This window comes from Geobacillus uzenensis, assembly GCF_002217665.1.
Taxonomy (GTDB): Bacteria; Bacillota; Bacilli; order Bacillales; family Anoxybacillaceae; genus Geobacillus; species Geobacillus subterraneus.
Window position 1 is genome coordinate 203,893 of the sequence record NZ_NEWL01000005.1, and the last position, 19,463, is coordinate 223,355.

Annotated in this window: 14 protein-coding genes and 1 pseudogene; 9 read left to right on the forward strand and 6 right to left on the reverse strand. The window is 54.2% G+C overall.

The features are described 5' to 3' along the window. Positions 1-63: 63 nt before the first annotated feature. A complete protein-coding gene (locus B9L21_RS06390) occupies positions 64-1,182 on the reverse strand; it encodes a fatty acid desaturase family protein (protein ID WP_063165680.1) in 1,119 nt (372 codons plus the stop codon). A 443-nt stretch (positions 1,183-1,625) separates the two neighbouring features. Continuing rightward, entirely contained in the window at positions 1,626-2,039 is a 414-nt protein-coding gene (locus B9L21_RS06395; protein WP_063167329.1) for an EamA family transporter, read from the reverse strand. 370 nt (positions 2,040-2,409) lie between these two features. Here B9L21_RS06395 and B9L21_RS06405 point away from each other — a divergent pair, with 370 nt between their 5' ends. The 4 genes and pseudogenes from B9L21_RS06405 (at position 2,410) to B9L21_RS06430 (ending at position 9,744) form a co-directional block, all read left to right on the forward strand. Further along, positions 2,410-3,258 (forward strand): Cof-type HAD-IIB family hydrolase, encoded by an 849-nt coding sequence (locus B9L21_RS06405; RefSeq protein WP_011231545.1) that lies wholly within the window; start codon positions 2,410-2,412, stop codon positions 3,256-3,258. A gap of 1,268 nt (positions 3,259-4,526) precedes the next feature. Next, positions 4,527-5,300, forward strand: a complete 774-nt coding sequence (gene aroD / locus B9L21_RS06415; protein WP_011231543.1) for a type I 3-dehydroquinate dehydratase — start codon at positions 4,527-4,529, stop codon at positions 5,298-5,300. A 110-nt stretch (positions 5,301-5,410) separates the two neighbouring features. Beyond that, on the forward strand, positions 5,411-5,977 hold the full coding sequence (locus B9L21_RS06420) for a shikimate kinase (RefSeq protein ID WP_011231542.1): 567 nt from the start codon (positions 5,411-5,413) through the stop codon (positions 5,975-5,977). 508 nt (positions 5,978-6,485) lie between these two features. Continuing rightward, positions 6,486-9,744, forward strand: a pseudogene (locus B9L21_RS06430) (hypothetical protein). A 159-nt stretch (positions 9,745-9,903) separates the two neighbouring features. On the opposite strand, the gene B9L21_RS06435 reads toward B9L21_RS06430, so the two are convergent. Next, complete coding sequence (locus B9L21_RS06435; protein WP_063165681.1) at positions 9,904-10,248, reverse strand: hypothetical protein; 345 nt, start codon at positions 10,246-10,248, stop codon at positions 9,904-9,906. Positions 10,249-10,362: 114 nt separating this feature from the next. On the opposite strand from B9L21_RS06435, the gene B9L21_RS06440 reads away from it, so the two are divergent. Genes B9L21_RS06440 through B9L21_RS06450 form a run of 3 tightly spaced genes read left to right on the forward strand, consistent with a single transcriptional unit; the run spans position 10,363 to position 11,721 of the window. Then, positions 10,363-10,563, forward strand: coding sequence for a glycosyltransferase family 39 protein (locus tag B9L21_RS06440; protein WP_225995623.1), 201 nt, complete (start codon positions 10,363-10,365; stop codon positions 10,561-10,563). Then, complete coding sequence (locus tag B9L21_RS06445) at positions 10,494-11,339, forward strand: glycosyltransferase (protein WP_063165682.1); 846 nt, start codon at positions 10,494-10,496, stop codon at positions 11,337-11,339. The genes B9L21_RS06440 and B9L21_RS06445 overlap by 70 nt, the downstream gene beginning before the upstream one ends. After that, positions 11,311-11,721, forward strand: coding sequence for a GtrA family protein (locus tag B9L21_RS06450; protein ID WP_063165683.1), 411 nt, complete (start codon positions 11,311-11,313; stop codon positions 11,719-11,721). Before B9L21_RS06445 ends, B9L21_RS06450 begins: the two co-directional genes overlap by 29 nt. Positions 11,722-11,917: 196 nt before the next feature. Here the strand turns inward: B9L21_RS06450 and ltaE are convergent, their stop codons facing one another. The 3 genes from ltaE to proB form a co-directional block, all read right to left on the reverse strand. Further along, positions 11,918-12,949, reverse strand: a complete 1,032-nt coding sequence (ltaE, locus tag B9L21_RS06455) for a low-specificity L-threonine aldolase (RefSeq protein ID WP_063165684.1) — start codon at positions 12,947-12,949, stop codon at positions 11,918-11,920. Between the two features lie 77 nt (positions 12,950-13,026). After that, the gene (locus B9L21_RS06460) at positions 13,027-14,271 is read right to left on the reverse strand and encodes a glutamate-5-semialdehyde dehydrogenase (RefSeq protein WP_063165685.1); all 1,245 of its coding nucleotides are present in this window, start codon (positions 14,269-14,271) and stop codon (positions 13,027-13,029) included. Continuing rightward, positions 14,268-15,392 (reverse strand): glutamate 5-kinase, encoded by a 1,125-nt coding sequence (proB, locus tag B9L21_RS06465; protein WP_063165686.1) that lies wholly within the window; start codon positions 15,390-15,392, stop codon positions 14,268-14,270. The genes B9L21_RS06460 and proB overlap by 4 nt, the downstream gene beginning before the upstream one ends. Positions 15,393-16,227: 835 nt before the next feature. Here proB and ilvD point away from each other — a divergent pair. Both ilvD and B9L21_RS06475 read left to right on the forward strand, forming a co-directional pair. Next, a complete protein-coding gene (gene ilvD / locus B9L21_RS06470; protein ID WP_063165687.1) occupies positions 16,228-17,907 on the forward strand; it encodes a dihydroxy-acid dehydratase in 1,680 nt (559 codons plus the stop codon). Positions 17,908-18,491: 584 nt separating this feature from the next. After that, entirely contained in the window at positions 18,492-19,349 is an 858-nt protein-coding gene (locus B9L21_RS06475) for a 3-hydroxyacyl-CoA dehydrogenase (RefSeq protein ID WP_063165688.1), read from the forward strand. Positions 19,350-19,463 lie beyond the last annotated feature (114 nt).

A 19,463-nucleotide genomic window follows, 5' to 3' on the forward strand; every position in this document is an offset into this window, starting at 1 on the left:
TTTTCCCCTCTTCGCCGCTATTTGATCCACATAGGAGGCGGACGGCCGCAAAGCCCATCCTTTCTACAAATTCTCTTGCCCCGCTGCTTTTTTTGTTTTTGCCCGTTTTTTGGCTGCGCGCGGCTGTTTTTCCGTTTCCAGCTCGCGATGCACAATCCGGTCGGGGTTGAGCCCATTGCCGAGCGTGCCGTACACATGGCCTTGCTTCGGCTCGATGAGCTCGTTGTGCTCGTAGTAGACGCGCGGCGTTTTCCAAAGGGCGGCCAACGCTTTTCCCATCGGCATTTCGTGGTAGCGGTCGGGCCACATTTGTTTGATGTATGTTTTCACGAGCGGGTAGTACTTCGAGCTCATCGCAGGAAAGAGATGATGTTCAGTATGGTGCGAAAAGTGGAAGTGGAGGATATCCACCCACTTTGGCACGGTGACCGACAAACTATTCGCCAACGGATCGTTGACCGGCACTAACGGATTGAGACGATGGTTGGTTGCGATATAGCTCATGACGATCGTGTTGGCGACAAGCAGCGGAAGCAAAAAGGCGAACAGCCATTTTTCCCAGCCGACAAGCCATAACAGCCCGAGCCATGTCGCCCAAGGCAAGAAAAATTGAAATAGGACAACCGCGCGGTTTTTCCAGCGAAAGTCGTGGAAAAAGTAAAACAGCATCCGCACCGAATGAAGGGTAAACATCACCGACAAGGAACTAAACGAGAAAAACGCGCGAATCGGAAACGGGATGCGGTATACCCAAGAGAGCAGGCGGCTTTTCGCTAATTTCTCCATGCTTGGCCACGCGTCCGGGTCTTTTTCTTCATGCTGGGTATGCACATGGTGGCTGGCGTTATGCCATTTTCTCCACAACTTCGGACCGGTGCAAAGCGGCCAAAACGCGATTGCGCCGAGAAGATCGCGCAGCCAAGGTGTACGGACGACGGTGCCGTGCAAAATTTCATGTCCTAAAAATCCTAACGCGGCAAAACTGAAACCAAGCACAACAGAGATGAGGAGGTTCCATACCGGGTGAAGATGAAAAAGTGATACAGCGAGGATGCCGGCGATGACGAGCCCTACATAAGCCAAACCTCCAAACAAGCGGGACTTCACGGGTTGAAACGCTTTTTTCGGCAAATGCGGGGAAATTTTCGCCGCATACCAGCCGAACGGGTGAAAATCGTTCATTCCATATCTCCTTCCAGTTACTCTCCGTCCGATCAGCAGCGGTGCAGCCTTCCTTTCCACTCACCATCTATCGCAACGAAGAACGTTGATTCAAATTCATCCCCAAAGTGCCGTTTTCTGTATCTCATAGGTGGGAAGGCGAAAACGGGTTTTTGGTTCATTCAGTTCATGATATCATCTTTTTGCTTGTTCCGTCAATTTGATTAGGGGGATGTTATGCAAACTCGTGGTGCTAGATACAATCGGATAAACAGAAGAACTGCTCTTGCTTTTGGATTGCCGGTGACACAAAAGCGGACCCATGATCGGCATGGTTGTTGGCGACCGTTGAGCTAGCTGGGCGCTAATGTTCAGCTGGCGCTATGGATTCATTCACGGATCAGCGTATTGCCGAATGGCGGGAAACGGTCAGAAGCAGGCCAGCCGCCCAGGATGGCAGCTGGCTACAACATCATAACCAACGTCCCCGCGGTGATGAGCAGCACCCCGATCACGACCTTCGCGGAGAGCGGTTCACCGAGAAACATCGCCGCAAACAAAATCGTCAGCACCAAGCTCGATTTGTCAATGGCCGAGACGCGGGACACATCACCGATTTGGATCGCTTTGTAAAAACAAAGCCATGACAATCCGGTCGCCGCCCCGGACAAACATAAAAACCACCAGCTTTTCGCAGAAATGGCTTTCATACCGTGATGGGCGCCGGTCATCCACACGATGGCCCAGGCAAGGACAAGCACAACCGCGGTGCGAATGGCGGTCGCCAAGTTCGAATTGACGTTTTCAATGCCGATTTTTGCCAGCACCGATGTCAGCGCCGCAAACACCGCCGCCAACAAAGCATACACGATCCACATATCGATCCCTTCGCTTTCGTTGAGAATTTTTCTCATCTATTATACTATGAGAAGGAAGAACATTTCACCATTTTTCCATTCGTTTGTTATAATGGAGGGCAAGCACCACTTTTGTGAGCTGGGCGTTAAGATGAGCACAAATCCCCCTCGTTCTGATGAAGTGCGCCAATGGTTCGCACCGTTTGTGATCGAAGAACCCGACAGCTATCAGAATAAAAAGGAAGCGTTGCAGAACAAGAGCAGATGGAGTCAGGCGCTGACGTGCGGAGAGAAGAGGGCGGACATTTCCAACTTTCCACTAGCCCCTGCTTCTGTCGGAACACCGTTTTTCCAGCCGCTTTTGGCATGACGAAAGAAAGAGGGATGAGAGATGTTGATTGCACTCGATATGGACGGAACGCTATTAAACGGGGAAGGAAAAATCAGTGAACGAAACCGGGCGGCCATCACCGCAGCGCAGGCGCAGGGCCACATCGTCGCCGTCGTGACAGGGAGGGCGCGCAAAGACGCGCTCGCCCCGCTTCGCGAGGCGGGCATTATCTGCCCGATTGCCAGCTTAAACGGCGCGGTCGTTTCGCTCGAAGACGGCACGGTCATCAGCGAGGCGCCGCTCGAGCGGACAATCGTCCGTCCGACGCTTGAGTGGGTGCGCGAACAGTCCGATTTGTATTGCGAGACGTACACGGGCGATGCGGTCTATGTCGGCCTGCACAACCGCGCCCAATGGGAGGCGCTCGCTTCCGGGATGGCCGATGCGGCGCCAGAGGTGAAGTGGCTCGTGAACAAGCAGTTCCAGCAGGCGCGGGTGATGTATGTCGATGACATCCGCACGGTGTGGGACGACCCGCAGACGGTGATGTATAAGCTGCTGATTTTCGCCCTCGACCGCGAGCGGCTGCGTGATGCAGCGTCGCGATTCGCCGCGCTCCGTGGCGTCACGGTCACCTCGTCGCACCCGCACAATATTGAGATGAACAATGAACGGGCGACAAAAGGCGAGGCGCTCAAACAGCTGGCCGCCCATTACGGCATCGATGTGCGCGACACGGTCGCCTTTGGCGACAGCCATAACGATTTGTCGATGTTTGAGGTGGCGGGCTGCCGCGTCGCCATGGCCAACGCCGCCCCCGAATTGAAAGCGAATTGTGATTTCGTCACCCTCTCCCATGAAGAAGACGGCGTGGCGGCGGGGCTTGAGCGGGTGCTTCGGCAACGGTGAGCAGAAGCGCCCTTTTCCCCATTTTGTACACCCCGGCTGCAAAAACGGGAGAGGTGTGCATGAGGATTTTTTCTTCGATTATCGAAAGAAAGAAATAATTGATCTATATAGGTTGTAATAAAGAAATTCCGACCTCCATGTCCGTCTTTACTTTATCACCTAACAAGCTGGCACGGTGGCAAGAAGAGCGAACAATGCCATGTAAAACAAAATTGCAACTTATATATCAAGCTTTTGGACGATGATGATTTCAGTCAACTGTACAAGTTGACATAACCACATTTATTTTCGAGGGATGCAAGGGGGCAAAACAGCCTTTTGTTGCCTTAGAAGATCAATAGTAAAACAAAGGTGCTCTTGATCAAGTTGGGTCTCGTTGAGAGGACGTAAGTGACAATGAATAAGCGAGAAGGGAATCGTTATGTCGAAAACCCAGCAGAGAACTGGTTTTTGCCGTCTTTCCGGGTTTTTTCATGTTTTAAGGGCATTGCGGATGGCTGCGTCTAAAAGAGGGAAAATCCGTCTTGAGGGAGAAGCTGGCATATGATTTAGAAAGAAAAAACGTTTGGACATTGGTGGTAGTCATATGTTCGCTCTTTATTTTCCGACAGACGACCCTCGCTTCCATTTTGTACGGGGGTAGCCCAAAATAAGTGAGAGATGAATGCCATTCAGTCTAACCTAAATCGTTGAATATTTCCAACAAATGTACTTTTGTACGTTGTTCTTCGGATCAAGGGTGAAAAAAGGCGTGTGAGGCGTAAAATCTTCAACGTTTGATTTTCCCATGCTCACCGAGGTGCGAAAACCAAGCGAATGCAGAAAAATGTGGATGGTTCAGCGTACAAGATTGCTGAACAATGATTTTTTTGCTAATCTTTCTACTAAAGAGCTAGAAGGCCGGTGAAAAACGATGGTCTTGACCAAATCGATGGAGTTCATCAGGAAAGAAGAGATGATTTTACAGAGCTGCTCAACTTGAGAAGAGCTGGTTTTGAGCTGTTTTTTCATTAAGTCACCAGTCTTCTAGGCGTTCAACGTGGCCGGTCGTTTTTCTTGCGAAGAGCGGAAAAGGAGACGATTGAAGCATGGCGGGAAGAGAGGGGGCAATCGGATTATAATAAAGAACAATTTGCTTTCCGTTTGTATAAGCGTAGCAGAGTCATCGCGAGATCCAGATGGGCCATGCTGTTCTGCCCACTTGGTAGTTTTTTTTTGCGGCTAGCCGCCGCTTTCTGTTCGACAAACCATGATTGGGGGAACCATCGATGAATATTTCACCGAAGGCCATCAAGGTCAGAAATATATGGATCGGCGGTACTGAGCCGTGCATTTGCGCTCCCGTTGTTGGGGAAGACGACCGGAAAGTGTTGCGCGAGGCGGAGGAAGTGTGCCGGAAGCAACCGGATTTGCTTGAATGGCGGGCTGATTTTTTTCGGGCGATTGATGACCAAGAGCGCGTATTGGCGACGGCCAACGGGTTGCGGAACATAGCGGGAGAGATTCCAATTTTGTTTACGATCCGTTCCGAGCGGGAAGGGGGGCAGCCGATTCCGCTCAATGAAGCGGAAGTGCGGCGGTTGATCGAAGCAATCTGTCGAAGCGGGGCAATCGATTTAGTAGATTATGAGCTAGCTTATGGGGAACGCATCGCCGACGTGCGCCGCATGACGGAAGAATGCAGCGTCTGGCTCGTCGTGTCGCGCCATTACTTTGACGGCACTCCGCGGAAGGAAACGCTCTTGGCTGACATGCGCCAAGCCGAGCGGTACGGTGCCGACATCGCCAAGGTAGCGGTTATGCCTAAATCGCCGGAAGATGTGCTTGTTTTGTTGCAAGCGACGGAAGAAGCGCGGCGCGAGCTTGCCATTCCGCTCATTACGATGGCGATGGGGGGGTTGGGCGCCATTACTCGGTTGGCTGGATGGCTGTTTGGTTCGGCGGTGACGTTTGCTGTCGGAAACCAAAGCTCCGCTCCGGGGCAAATTCCGATCGATGACGTGCGGACGGTGCTTTCTATTTTGCAAACGTACAGCCGTTGACCGGTTTTTGTTGAAAAGCAACTGCGATTGGAAAACGATTATTTGACCATGACTTTTCCTCCTGCTATACACGGAAATATAGCGGGTTCGGCACGAAAGGGGGATGCATCATGAGCAGGCAAACCACCATCCCGCTCCGCGAGCGGAACATCATTTTAATCGGCTTTATGGGAGCGGGGAAAACAACGATCGGGCAGCTGGTGGCGAAAAAGCTGTACCGCGATTTTATCGATGTCGACGCGGAAATCGAGCGGCGGCAAGGGATGTCGATTCCGGAGCTTTTCGCGCAAAAAGGAGAAGCGTATTTTCGAAAGGTGGAACGGGAACTCATCGTCGATTTATGCACAAATACAAGGTTGAAAATCCTTTCGCTCGGCGGCGGAGCGTATTTGCAGGAAGACGTGCGGCGCGCCTGTTTGGCCCACGGCATCGTCTTTTTCCTTGACTTGTCGTGGGAGCATTGGAAGGAAGAGCGGCTGCCGCTCATTGTCGACAGCCGCCCGGTGCTGAAAAACAAAACGTTGGAAGAGGTGGAGCAGCTGTTTTTCCAGCGGCAGTCGGCTTACGCCCTCCATCATTCCCGCGTGGTGTTGAATGAGCTTGAGGCCGAACAGGCGGCCGAGCAAATTGTCGAGTCGATCAAATGGACGTGGGATGTATACGAACCGAATCGGTAGACTTTCATGATGAAAAGGCAGGCTCTTGTCGGGAGCTTGCCTTTTCGTGTTGGATGGCCGCGGCGAGAGCCGGTGGCGGAGCGGTAATCTGACGGTAATGATGCAGGCCGACTTCGTGCCCCGGTTGGATGGCCGCATCGAAAGCCGGTGATGGAGTGAGGGAATGCAACACCGTCATCGCGGTTTTTCCAATAGCGAGTTTTGCGGGCGCGGTCAAAGCGGTTCGGCGCTGGGGAGCCGGATCCGCTTGTCCTCACCTTGCGTTCAGTCTCGCATCCTTGATCGGCAAGGGTGTGGATGTGAGTGATGGACGGACTCATGTTTTCGGAAGCCATCAGAGAGGCCTGTTTCGTGTCGGGGATCGGACATTGGAGCATGTTCAGCGAGTGGGGGAGGACGAACGGCCCGACGTCTCTTTTCTTTTTGGGCAGAAATGCCTGTTTGTTCTTGCTGGACAAGCGCTCCTTTTGTTATAAGGAAGATACCGGGTGTGAGGGAGAGTGGGAAGATGGAGAAAAAGGTGTTACGCTGGCTTTATGTGTATATTGTCTTGGCGGTGCTGCTTCTGTCGGCGCCGTATTGGCTTTGGTGGTTGAAGCCGGAAACGGAGCTTGAGCTGCTCATTGTCGATGACACGGTGCCGGATCGGTCGTACCGCGAGCACCAAGGGCTTGTTTGGCTGCTCCGGGCGCAAAAGTACGTGCACCGGAACGGTGAGACGTATGATGCGGCGCGCGATTATGTCGGATTTGTGCCAAAGGGCGGCGGGGCATACGAAGTGCGTCCGCTTCCGAACACGATGGATCGCTATGATGCCGTGTATGTCGCTGACACGTACGGTGTCTATGAAGAAGAATTTGTTCGCCAGCGGACGGACGGGGCGCGGTCGGCGAAAGTGCACGGCGGGCTGGACGGCGAGACGGTGAAGGCGCTTTGGCGGTTCGCCCGGGAAGGGGGAAACACGTTGATCGCCGAATTCAACTCGATGGCCCACCCGACAGCGCAGGAGGTGCGCGCGTCGTTTGAATCGCTGTTCGGCTTGCATTGGACGGGGGGGGATCGGGCGTTATTTTCCCGATTTATCCAGCCGGGAAGTGCCGGCGTGGGTCAGGGAGAACTACGAACAACAATATGGGACGCCGTTTGCGTTTCGCGGTCCGGGAATTGTGCTCGTGGATGAACGGGATCGGTTGATCGTTTTGGACCGGCGCGATCTTGGCGGCGATGGCGTCGTGTTTTCGTATACGAAAGCGGGGAAAGCGCGGTGGGGCCAACACGAGCGCGTTCCTTATTCGTACTGGTTTGACATCGTCCAGCCGCTTGATCCGGACGATGTGTTGGCGACCTATACGTTGTCGCTTTCCAAACGCGGGAGCGAGAAACTGCGCGCCATCGGGGTTCCGGTTTCGTTTCCGGCCGTTGTCCGCTATGAGACGCGCACGTACCAGTCGTACTACTTTTGCGGCGATTACGCTGATCAAGGCAGTGTGCCGTCGATTTACCAAACGGTTGGATTCGATCGATGGCGCAAGTGGACGGCGAGCAGCCGCCCGGATGATGAGACGGCGTTTTATTGGAAAGTGTATGTGCCGATGATGAAAGCCATTTTGCAAGAAATCAAAACGTATCAGGAGGAGAAGAAGCAGCCTGCCGCTGCGGAAACGGCGGAGCAGGACGGCATCCGCTTGGCGGGGACGGTCGGGCGCGACGATCTGCAAGTATACCGCCGCGGGCGGTGGGAGCCATTGCTCATCAAAGGCGTCAACCTCGGCATCAGCAAACCCGGCGCGTTTCCGGGCGAGGCGAACATCACGAAGGAAGAATACTTCCGCTGGCTTCAGTATATCGGGGCGATGGGGGCGAACGCCGTCCGCGTCTATACGATCCATCCGCCGGCGTTTTACGAAGCGCTCTATGAATACAATCAAACCGCCAAGCAGCCGCTCTATTTGTTTCACGGCGTTTGGATCGATGAAGCGATGATGCTTCGGATCAAAGATGTTTGGTCCCCCGCGGTGGACGGGGCGTTTCGTGCCGAGATTCGCCGCACGATCGACATCATCCACGGCAACGCCAACATTCCAAAGCGGCCGGGCCACGCCGGGGGAGTGTACCGATATGACCTTTCCCCTTATGTCCTCGGGTGGATTTTCGGCGTCGAATGGGATCCGGACGTTGTTGCCGCCACGAACAAAGCCCATCGCGGATCAGGGGATTACCGCGGGACATATGTGTATACGAAGGGAGCAAGCCCGTTTGAAGCGTGGCTCGCGCGTGCGGTCGACGAAGCGGTCGGCTATGAGACGGAAACGTATGGGTGGCAGCGGCCCGTGAGTTTCACCAACTGGGTGACGACCGATTTCCTTCGTCATCCGGCCGAGCCGTTTGTCAAAGAAGATCTTGTTTCCGTCAATCCGAATGTCATGTACGCCACCGACAAGCTGCGCGCCGGATGGTTCGCTTCGTATCATATTTATCCGTATTATCCGGATTTTTTGAACAGAGAAGAAACATATATCCGCTATATTGACTCGCGCGGCGAGCATAACAGCTATGCCGGCTACTTGCATGAGATGAAGGCCGCTCACCGGATGCCGATTCTCGTCGCCGAGTTCGGTGTTCCTTCGTCGCGCGGCATGGCGCACCGAAACGTGCACGGCAAACACCAAGGGTTTCTGTCGGAACATGAACAAGGGATGATCGACCGGAAGTTGTTTGAAGATATCGTTCATGAGCGAATGGCCGGCGGGCTGTTGTTTTCGTGGCAAGATGAGTGGTTTAAACGAACGTGGAATACGATGGAGTATGACAATCCAGACCGCCGTCCATTTTGGCTGAACGCACAAACGAACGAACAACATTTCGGTCTTCTTCGCTTCGACCCGGGGCCAAGCGCAGCGGCGACGATCCAAGTCGATGGGCGGAAAGATGATTGGGCGTTCAATGGAATCGATCCCGTATGGTCGGACGGGGAGCGGGCGCTGTATGTCACGAGCGATGAAGGGGATTTGTACGTGCGGCTTGACGGTGCGCGCATCACCGATGAAACAACGACGTACATTGCGTTTGATACGATTCCAGGCCAAGGGCAATCGCGCCTCCCGGGCCTTTCCGGCATGCGTACGTCGGGGATTGACTTTGCTTTAGTCATCCATGGAAAACAGCGCGCCCGGCTGCTTGTCGACAGCTACTATGACACGTTTTCTTATCATTACGGCTATCAGCTGCACATGATGCCGGCGGCGCCGTACGCCCATCGCAAAGATAACGGAGTATACCACCCGATCCGGTTGACGCTGAATAAAAAGCTCGAAGAAGCAGATGGCAAGGCCGTGCCGTTTGACTCGTATGAAACCGGGGTGCTTCGCTTCGGCACCGCCAACCCGGCCGATGCGGCCTATGACTCGCTTGCCGATCTCAGCGTGAGCCGCCGCGGTGATATGTATGAAATTCGCCTGCCGTGGGCGCTGTTGAATGTCACCGATCCAAGCCGGCGCGAGGTGATGGGCGATATCTGGTCAAAAGAAGGTCTAAAAAGCCGAGAGATCATCCCCGGCATCCGCCTCGGCGTGTACGTCGCCAACGGGGAGCGCTCATTTTCGTTCCCGGCGATGGAAGGGAATGTGCTGCCGGTTCAGCGGTTTTACACGTACACGTGGCCGACATGGGAGACGCCGCGCTACCACGAGCGGCTGAAGCCGTCGTATGAAGCGATGAAAGCGGCGTTTTCCGGCGCGGACATCGCCAAGCAGCAAGGAAACGAATAAGAAGAACGCCCCGCAACATTGGCTGCTGTTCGACACAACGATGATCGGTCAAGGCGGTTGTCTGTCCAAAAAAGAAGCCGGCAAGCACGAGACAAAAGCCCAACCGGCCGTCAAGCAAAAAACATGCTGGCGGCCGGTTGGCTTGTTTCTTTTTCGTTTTCAGGAGATTTCGTTTTGTCCAGCCCGGGAACGGAGTTTTCGTTCATGTTGGAGGGTTTTGCGGGCGAGGAAGTCAACCGTTTCCTGCGTTTCCGACCATTCAAGGCGCCAATAGTTCATTTTCGTTTCCAAGCGCTCAAATCGAGCATCCGTGCGCTTTTCCAAATCCAAAAGTTTTTGGTGCAACCGGTCTTCCGTCTCTCGAATTTTGGCATACAGCCGATTTTCTGTATCCTGAATCTCGGCGCGCAATCGATCTTCCATTTCCTTCATTTGTTGACGGAGTTGACCGGAATGCAGGTCAAGCGCCTTTAGAATTTGCTGCACGATCGTTTCTCCTTCCATGAGTTTCACCTCCTTTACTCTGATCATAGCACATGGCCGGCATCGGGAAAATGAAAATCTAGTCCGCTCGTTTCATTTTTTCACCAAACCGTGGGCCGGACAGACAGCGGCGCGGTGGGCAAGTTTCATCTTTTCTTGCTCCCGGTGTTCGTCGCTGTGGCGCGGACGAACAATATTGATGCCGTATTGGTGTTCACATTGCTCTTAGCGACTTGGATGCTGATGAAGGCGGTGATGACGCAACGATGGACGTGGCTGGTTGGCAGTTTTGCGGTCGTCGGTATCGGGTTCAATATGAGAAAGATGAGACGGTGAAGTACATTGACTTCTCCCGCAATTTCGGCCATCAAATCGCGATTACAGCAGGAATGGATTACGCCTCTGGTCAGGCTGTCATCATCATTGACGCCGACTTGCAAGATCCTCCTGAACTGATTTTGGACATGATTGCGCGTTGGAAAGAAGGGTATGATGTTGTCTATGCCCGGCGCGTCAAGCGGAAGGGGGAGACGTTGTTCAAGCGATGGACAGCGTATGTGTTCTACCGCTTGCTGCGGGCGTCGACCGAGATCGACATTCCCGCTGATACCGGCGATTTCCGTCTCATTGACCGGAAAGTGTGTAATCAGTTACGCTATATGCGGGAGCGAAATCGTTTTGTCCGCGGGCTTGTCAGCTGGGTCGGTTTTCGGCACATAGAGGTGGAATACGAGCGAGAGCCGCGGCTGGTTGGCAAGACGAAATACCCGCTCAAAAAGATGATTCGCTTTTCACTCGATGGCCTTTCATCATTTTCGCATAAGCCGCTCAAATTGGCGAGCTGGCTTGGGTTTGCTTTGTCGGCGGCAAGTGCAATCGGCATGATGGCGGTGTTGTACTTGAAGTGGTTCACCCATTCGATCGTGGCCGGATGGGCATCGCTGTTGATGGTCATGCTGTTTTGCAACGGAGCGACGATGACGATGCTTGGGATTACCGGTGAATACATCGGCCGCATTTACGATGAAGTGAAAGAGCGGCCTCTATATATTGTCAATGAAACATGGGGAGTCGGAACGAGACATGAACGAAAGTCTTCCTACATTCCGTAAAGAAAAACAAGCCATATGGCGGTTTGCCGTCGTCGGGGTGGGCAATACGGCGGTCGACTTCGCTGTCTTTTTTCTGCTCACCGCCGCAGGCGTTCCTGCGGCCGTGGCGCAAGTCGGTTCTTACGGCGCCGGGGTGGCGAACAGCTACGTTTGGAACCGGCGCTGGACGTTTCAAATGAAGCAAAGGGCGAATATCGGGGAATTGCTTCGGTTTCTTGCGGTCAACGGGCTGTCGCTCGGGGGGTCGCTTGTCGTCTTGTTGGCGGCCGAACGGCTCGGCCCGCTTTGGCTCGCGAAAGGTGTGGCCACGGTCATGGGCATGGCGGTGAATTTCATCGGCAGCCGTTGCTGGGTGTTTGCGGCACCGCGAAGCGAACGTTGACAGAAAGCAGGGATGGAGAACAACGAAAACGACCCGAAAGCCATTAGGCGGTCCAGGTCGTTTTCTGGTTAGAAGGGACTGTAAAGGAAAACGATATTTTACAAAATCTATTGCCTTTCAGAAAAAAGAAATATAGTGTTCAAAAGGTGTTTCCAAATCGGGAAGGATGAAAACTCATACCTATTCACTGAATCTGTTAGGACAATTGCTGCTTGATTCGTTCGAGTGCGGTTTGCACTAGATCGGTGGTGATTTCCCGGTGGGTGACGAAGCGAATGACGCCGTCATCAAATGGGCTGGCCAAAATGCCGGCCGCTTTCAAAAGGGCGATAAACGCTTCGTTGGAAAGCCCGGTGTCGTGAATATGGCAAAGGCCGATGTTCGTTTCGACTCCATCGACATCGACGGACAAGCCGGGAATGGCCGCCAGCCCGTTCGCGAGCAGGCGGGCGTTTGCGTGGTCTTCGGCAAGGCGGTCGACCATTGTTTCAAGGGCGATGATGCCCGGCGCAGCCAAGACGCCGGCTTGGCGCAGACCGCCGCCGAGCCGCTTCCGCCATTTGCGAGCCTCCTTAATGAATGCGCGGCTGCCGGCCAGCACCGATCCGACCGGTGCGGACAGTCCTTTTGAGAGGCAGATTTGCACCGTATCGGCATATTGCGTGAAATCCGTTACCGGCACTCCGGCGGCGACGGCGGCGTTAAACAGCCGCGCTCCGTCAAGGTGGACGGGAACGCTGCGTTCGTTGGCGACATGGTAGATCGCTTTCATCGTTTCCACGGAAATGACTTTTCCCCCGGCTTTGTTATGGGTATTTTCCAAGCAAACGAGCCCGGACCACGGATGGTGGATGTCGTCGCTGCGGATCGCTTTTTTGATGTCATCCGGGTCCATCGCACCGTTTGTTCCGCGGATCGGCCGCGTTTGGACACCGGCGAGCGCCGCTGCTGCTCCCGCCTCATACAAGAAAATGTGCGATTCGGCTTCCAATATCACCTCATCCCCCGGGCGGCAATGCGTCAAGATGGCGACTTGGTTTCCTTGCGTGCCGCTTGTGACGAACAAGGCGTCTTCTTTTCCAAGCATTTTGGCCGCCAACGCTTCTAAACGGTTGACGGTCGGATCTTCGCCGTATACGTCGTCACCAACTTCGGCTTCTGACATCGCCCGGCGCATCTCTGGCGTCGGTTTGGTCACGGTATCGCTGCGAAAATCAATGAACGGCATCGTGGCATCCCTTCTTTCCTGATCGTTGTGTGCATCGAAAGGACGGGAGTGCAGGGGTTCCCGCTTCCCGCCCTTGGTTACACGGTTCGAATTTGCCCTGTCCCGTACACGAGCGATTTCGTTGTCGTGATGGCCACAAGCCCCATCGGCCCGCGGGCGTGCAGCTTTTGCGTGCTGATGCCGATTTCTGCCCCGTAGCCGAACTGTTCGCCATCCGTGAAGCGGGTGGACGCGTTATGGTACAAGACCGCCGCGTCGACCGCTTGGAAAAAGCGGCGGACGTGCGCCTCGTTTTCGGTGATGATCGCTTCCGAATGTTTCGTCCCGTAGCGGCGGATATGCTGAATCGCTTCATCGACATCGGCAACGAGTTTCACGGCTAAAATCGGCGCCAAATATTCCGTATGCCAGTCTTCTTCCGTCGCTTCGTGGACAAACGGATACATAGCGGCAAGGCGGTGGTCGCCGCGCAGCTCGACGCCGCGAGCGTGAAGCGCATCAAGCAGTTCGCTAGCATGTGGCCACCGTTCATGAATGAGCACCGTTTCGACGGCGTTGCAGACGGACGGACGCTGCAGTTTGGCGTTTAAGACGATATCGACCGCCATCGGCCGCTCGGCTGATTCGTCGATGAAAATATGGCAGTTGCCGACACCGGTCTCGAGCACTGGCACGGTGGCGTTTTCGACGACCGAGCGGATCAGCCCCGCTCCGCCGCGCGGAATGAGGACATCAAGATACTCGTTGAGGCGGAACATGCGCTGGGCCGTTTCCCGGCTCGTGTCTTCGAGCAGCTCAATGGCTGTTTCCGGGATGGCCGTTGTGCGAAGCGCCTCTTTCATGACGGCAACAAGCGCTTTGTTGGAATGAAGCGCTGATGAGCTGCCGCGGAGCAGGACGGCGTTGCCCGTTTTTAGGCAAAGGCTGGCGGCATCGACCGTCACGTTCGGGCGCGCCTCATACACCATGCCGATCACCCCAAGCGGCACGCGCACCGTTTGAATGCGAAGCCCGTTCGGCCGCGTCCACTCCTCGATGACTTCCCCGACCGGGTCAGGCAATGAGGTGACTTGGCGGACGCCGCCGATGATTTGATCGATCCGTTCATTCGTGAGCTGCAGCCGGTCAAGCAAAGCCGGCGACAGCCCTTGCGCGCGGCCGGCGGCCATATCTTTTTCGTTCTCCGCCAAAATGACGGTGCGTTCGCGGTCGATGGCTTTGGCGATCTGTTCCAACGCCGCATTTTTTTCTTCGGTAGACAGCATGGCCAACGTTTGTGACGCCGTTTTCAACCGTTCGGCTTTTTCAAGCAGTTCGTTCATCTTTGTACACGCTCCTTTCGCAAAGTGACCCAATTGTCGCGGTGGATGACTTCCGGGCGGTGAAGGTAAGAGTATTGCCGCGCCTCTTCGCTCGGCCGCCCTTTCACTTTTTTCAAATCGGCGGCGGCGTAATACACTTGGCCGCGGCCGATGGTAATGCCTTTTTCGTTGACGACGTCGACGACATCCATCGCATGGAAGTCGCCGGAAACGGCCGTGACGCCGGCCGGAAGCAAGCTTTTCCCACGGGCAAGCAGCGCTTCCTCGGCACCGCTGTCAACCGTGATCGTGCCGGAAACGGGTGCATGATAGGCGATCCATTGCTTGCGCATTTGCATTTGTTTCGGAAACGGAACGCCGATATACGTACCGTCGCCTTTTCCGGCTAAAATATCAGCCAGTTTTTCTTGGCCGCTTCCCGTGCCGATGAAGACGCTGACCCCAAATGAGAGCGCCTTTTGCGCGGCGAACAGCTTTGAGCGCATGCCGCCGGTGCCGACCGCTGAGCCGCTGCCGCCGGCTGAGGCGAGCATCTCGCTTGTAATCTCCGGCAAAAAGGCGTACTTTTTCGCCTGCGGGTTCGTTTTCGGATTGGCGTCGTACAGCCCGTTAATGTCGGTGAGTAAAACGAGCGCATCGGCGTGCAGAAAGCCGGCGACAAGCGCTGATAGCATATCATTGTCGCCAAATGTCAACTCTTCGACGGAAACGGAGTCGTTTTCGTTAATGATCGGCACGGCGCCGTGTTCAAGCAATGTCGTGATCGTCGCAAACAAGTTGCGAAACCGCTCGCGGCTGTAAAAATCGCTGCGCGTCAACAACAATTGGGCGGCGGTGAAGCCGAATTGGGCGAACGCCGCGCTGTACGCCTGCATCAACAAGCTTTGTCCGACGGCGGCAGCCGCCTGTTTACCGGCGATCGTCGTCGGCCGCGCCGGGTAGCCTAACGGCCCGAACCCGGCCGCAACCGCACCGGACGTGATGAGAATGACGTCATGGCCGAGCTGTTTCATATAGGCGATCGCTTTGACATGGTCGAGCAGCTTGTCATGGCAAAGGCCGCCTTTTGGATCCGTGAGCGAACTGCTCCCGATTTTGACAACGACGCGCTGCCGTTTCATGGGATTCCCTCCTTTGCGTGTTTTGCCGCTGTCGATGCCATTGTTCTTTGCCGCCAGCTGGGAAGGCGGCCAATAAAAAACGCTTTTCCTCCTTTTGCAAAAGGACGGAAAAGCGTTCCGCGGTACCACCTTTTTTGGCGCACAAAGCGCCCACCTCTAGCCTGTAACGCAGGCATGCGGCTTATGTTTGCATAAGCGGCCGTCTAGGGCAGGTTCAACCGGCTTCCCGCGAGGAACCTTCCAGCCTATGGGTTCCACTCTCTGGCGCGTTCCCTCGGTTTACTAGTCCCGTGCCGTTCCCGTTGGTTGATTGTCAAGCATCCGCTCAACCATTTTATAGTTTGTAAGAAATTATGCCCCTAAACGCCGGGAATGTCAAGGGGAGCCACCCATTTTTACGCCGCTCTGCCGCAGGAGTCTGATGAAATCAAGCCCGCCTCTGCCGACATGGGGCTGCATGAGATGAGAAGCTGATGTGACAACGTTCCTTAGATTTAGGAAATATTGTGTGACATACTCCCACCACCTACGCTAACGCTTCGAGGTGGGAGTTTCTCGGGTCATCCCGTCTAACGGCAGGAAGTTGACCGAGCGATCCCCGTGTGCCCCACGGTTCGAGATCCAGTTAGGCCATACCTAACTGTTTCAGGCCTTCCTTTTTGAGATTGAACCGAAATTCATCTCCCACTTTCCCTTCGTTTCGAAGTGGGAGACTTCTTTCGGACAGAGGTTACAAAATGTGAAAACGCATTCAGAATAAAGATAATTGTCATTTTATTAGAAAAAGTGGTACAATACTAGCAACCTATCAATCTGATCGATGGAGGGACGCTCAATGAAAACACGGCGCAGCGACATGATTAAAAAAGGATTTGACCGCGCCCCGCACCGGAGCTTATTGCGGGCGGCGGGCGTGAAAGAAGAAGATTTTGACAAACCGTTTATCGCAGTGGTGAACTCGTACATTGACATTATTCCCGGGCACGTCCATTTGCAAGAGTTCGGAAAAATTGTCAAAGAGGCGATCCGCGAAGCGGGCGGCGTGCCATTTGAAATGAATACGATCGGTGTCGATGACGGCATCGCCATGGGCCATATCGGGATGCGCTATTCACTCCCGAGCCGGGAAATTATCGCTGACTCGATTGAAACCGTTGTTTCCGCCCACTGGTTTGACGGCATGGTGTGCATTCCGAACTGTGACAAAATTACGCCAGGAATGATGATGGCAGCGATGCGGCTCAACATTCCGACGATTTTCGTCAGCGGCGGGCCGATGAAAGCCGGCGTGACGAAAGACGGGCGGAAAATTTCACTCTCGTCCGTGTTTGAAGGAGTCGGGGCGTATCTAGGCGGCTCGCTTGATGAAGAAGGGCTGATGGAACTTGAGCGGTACGGCTGTCCGACGTGCGGGTCGTGTTCGGGCATGTTTACGGCCAACTCGATGAACTGTTTGGCTGAGGCGCTGGGGCTCGCCTTGCCGGGCAATGGCACAATTTTAGCGGTTGACCCGGCGCGCAAAGAGCTTGTCCGCGAATCGGCGAAACAGCTCATGTATTTGATCGAACACGATATTAAACCTCGTGACATCGTTACGGAAAAAGCGATCGACAACGCGTTTGCGCTCGATATGGCGCTTGGTGGCTCGACGAACACGGTGCTGCATACGCTCGCGATCGCCAATGAGGCCGGCATCGACTATTCGCTCGAGCGGATTAACGAAGTGGCGGCGCGCGTGCCGCATTTGGCGAAGCTCGCTCCGGCGTCGGATGTCCATTATATCGAGGACTTGCACGAGGCCGGCGGCGTATCGGCGGTGTTGAACGAGCTGTCGAAAAAAGAAGGCGCACTCCATTTAGACACGCTCACTGTTACCGGCAAAACGCTCGGGGAAAACATCGCCGGCTGTGAAGTAAAAAACTATGATGTCATCCGGCCAATCGATAACCCGTATTCGGAAACGGGCGGGCTCGCCATTTTGTTCGGCAACTTGGCTCCAGACGGCGCTGTCATTAAAACCGGTGCCGTTCAAGGCGGTATCACGCGCCATGAAGGGCCGGCCATCGTCTTCGATTCGCAAGAAGAAGCGCTTGAAGGCATCGCCAGCGGCAAAATCCAACCGGGGCATGTCGTCGTCATCCGCTATGAAGGGCCAAAAGGCGGACCGGGCATGCCGGAAATGCTCGCGCCGACATCGCAAATTGTCGGCATGGGGCTCGGCACAAAGGTGGCGCTTGTGACCGACGGGCGGTTCTCCGGCGCCTCGCGCGGCTTGTCAATCGGCCACGTCTCCCCGGAAGCGGCTGAAGGCGGACCGATCGCCTTCATTGAAGACGGCGACATGATCGAAATCGATACAGTGAAACGGACGATCAACGTCAAGCTGTCCGATGAAGAGCTCGAAAGACGGAAAGCGAACTGGAAAGGCTTTGAGCCGAAAGTGAAAACCGGTTACCTCGCCCGCTACTCGAAACATGTGACATCCGCGAGCACGGGGGGGATTATGAAACTTTGATAGTGAAAAACAGACGATGACCTCATCAGGAAGTCTCCCGCCTTTGTGGAAATGAAGGCGGGAGATACGCTTTGATAGTGAAGGAAAGAAGCGTTCCCACTTCTCTTTTTCTCATATGTCATCTTGCTATCGTGATCTATGTGCTCCTCAACGAGTTGCCTCTCTTTCTGATTGTCTAGCGGGAAGATCTAGTGTGTTTTTTCTGCTGATTCCTTTGTTGCCTCATTGAATGCCATGCCGAGCCATTTTTTTTGCTTCAAAGTGTTGAACAAAAGCATTGACATTTTTGAATATTTCATCTATTTTAAAGTATAGCAAAGCTATATTGCGTTATATAAACGTAAGTCATGTAAACGTAATATAGTATTCGATGTTTAAACATGTTTGGAAGCGTTTTTAAAGAGTCGATGGCGACGTCGCTGTTTGACGGCCCGCATCCGTTCCATCCACACGGTGTCGAAGGCAGTCGCAGGCATGGTGCCTAAGAACGCGTTTATAGATGGATCGGCAATGATAGAACGCGGCCAGACTTTCAGCGTGTTGCGTCATCCACAATACGAATGAAAAAGAGAGGGGAAAGAACGATGATTGAACGTCTCGTTGTTGTCGGCAGTGGCGTAATGGGAAGAGGAATTGCTTACGTCGGCGCTGTCGGCGGGTTTCAGACGACACTGGTTGATGTTAAGCAAGAACAACTAAACAGTGCTCGAAGCGAAATCACCGCCATTTTTGAGCAAGCGGTCGCTCGGGGAAAATTGACGCCTGGTGCACGTCAAGAAGCGGAAATGCGTCTTTCCTATTCGCTTGATCTGGCTGCTGCGGTGCAGGATGCCGATCTGGTGATTGAGGCGGTGCCGGAAAAGCTAGAGTTGAAAAAGCAAGTATTCGAAACGATTGATGCCCATGCGCCGGCGTCGTGCTATTTGGCGACGAACACATCAACGATGAGTCCGACGGAAATCGGCTCGTTTACGAAGCGGCCGGAGCGGGTTATCGCCATGCACTTTTTCAATCCGGTGCATAAGATGAAGCTTGTCGAAATCATCCGCGGCTTGGAAACGAGCGACGAAACGGCGCAAGTCGTGAAAGAAGCCGCCGAGCGAATGGGGAAAGAGACGGTTGTTGTCAATGAGTTTCCTGGGTTTGTAACAAGCCGGATCAGCGCGCTTGTCGGCAATGAAGCGTTTTATATGCTTCAAGAAGGCGTCGGCACGCCAGAAGACATTGATAAAGCGATTAAACTTGGCCTCAACTTCCCGATGGGTCCGTTTGAGCTGGCCGATTTAGTCGGGCTCGATACACGGCTGAATAACTTAAAATATTTGCATGAAAAGTTGGGCGAAAAATACCGCCCAGCGCCGCTGCTTGAGCAGTATGTGAAAGCGGGGCGGCTCGGCCGCAAAACGGGCAGAGGAGTTTACGATTATACAAAACAAGACTGAAACCGAGGGACATCGATAGAAGCAAAAAAGCGCGGGGGAGGGGATGCCCTCTAGCGATGCTGTTGCCGTACGGAGTTTCATCTAGCTGTACGATCCATCAAGAATGAAACGGCT

Excerpts from the sequence above, each read along its gene's own strand:
- B9L21_RS06460 (WP_063165685.1), bottom strand. The coding sequence starts at position 14,271 with ATGAACGAACTGCTTGAAAAAGCCGAACGGTTGAAAACGGCGTCACAA.
- ltaE (WP_063165684.1), bottom strand. The coding sequence starts at position 12,949 with ATGCCGTTCATTGATTTTCGCAGCGATACCGTGACCAAACCGACGCCA.
- B9L21_RS06475 (WP_063165688.1), top strand. The coding sequence starts at position 18,492 with ATGATTGAACGTCTCGTTGTTGTCGGCAGTGGCGTAATGGGAAGAGGA.
- B9L21_RS06435 (WP_063165681.1), bottom strand. The coding sequence starts at position 10,248 with ATGGAAGGAGAAACGATCGTGCAGCAAATTCTAAAGGCGCTTGACCTG.
- B9L21_RS06450 (WP_063165683.1), top strand. The coding sequence starts at position 11,311 with ATGAACGAAAGTCTTCCTACATTCCGTAAAGAAAAACAAGCCATATGG.
- proB (WP_063165686.1), bottom strand. The coding sequence starts at position 15,392 with ATGAAACGGCAGCGCGTCGTTGTCAAAATCGGGAGCAGTTCGCTCACG.
- B9L21_RS06405 (WP_011231545.1), top strand. The coding sequence starts at position 2,410 with ATGTTGATTGCACTCGATATGGACGGAACGCTATTAAACGGGGAAGGA.
- B9L21_RS06390 (WP_063165680.1), bottom strand. The coding sequence starts at position 1,182 with ATGAACGATTTTCACCCGTTCGGCTGGTATGCGGCGAAAATTTCCCCG.
- ilvD (WP_063165687.1), top strand. The coding sequence starts at position 16,228 with ATGAAAACACGGCGCAGCGACATGATTAAAAAAGGATTTGACCGCGCC.
- B9L21_RS06395 (WP_063167329.1), bottom strand. The coding sequence starts at position 2,039 with ATGTGGATCGTGTATGCTTTGTTGGCGGCGGTGTTTGCGGCGCTGACA.
- aroD (WP_011231543.1), top strand. The coding sequence starts at position 4,527 with ATGAATATTTCACCGAAGGCCATCAAGGTCAGAAATATATGGATCGGC.
- B9L21_RS06445 (WP_063165682.1), top strand. The coding sequence starts at position 10,494 with ATGGACGTGGCTGGTTGGCAGTTTTGCGGTCGTCGGTATCGGGTTCAA.
- B9L21_RS06420 (WP_011231542.1), top strand. The coding sequence starts at position 5,411 with ATGAGCAGGCAAACCACCATCCCGCTCCGCGAGCGGAACATCATTTTA.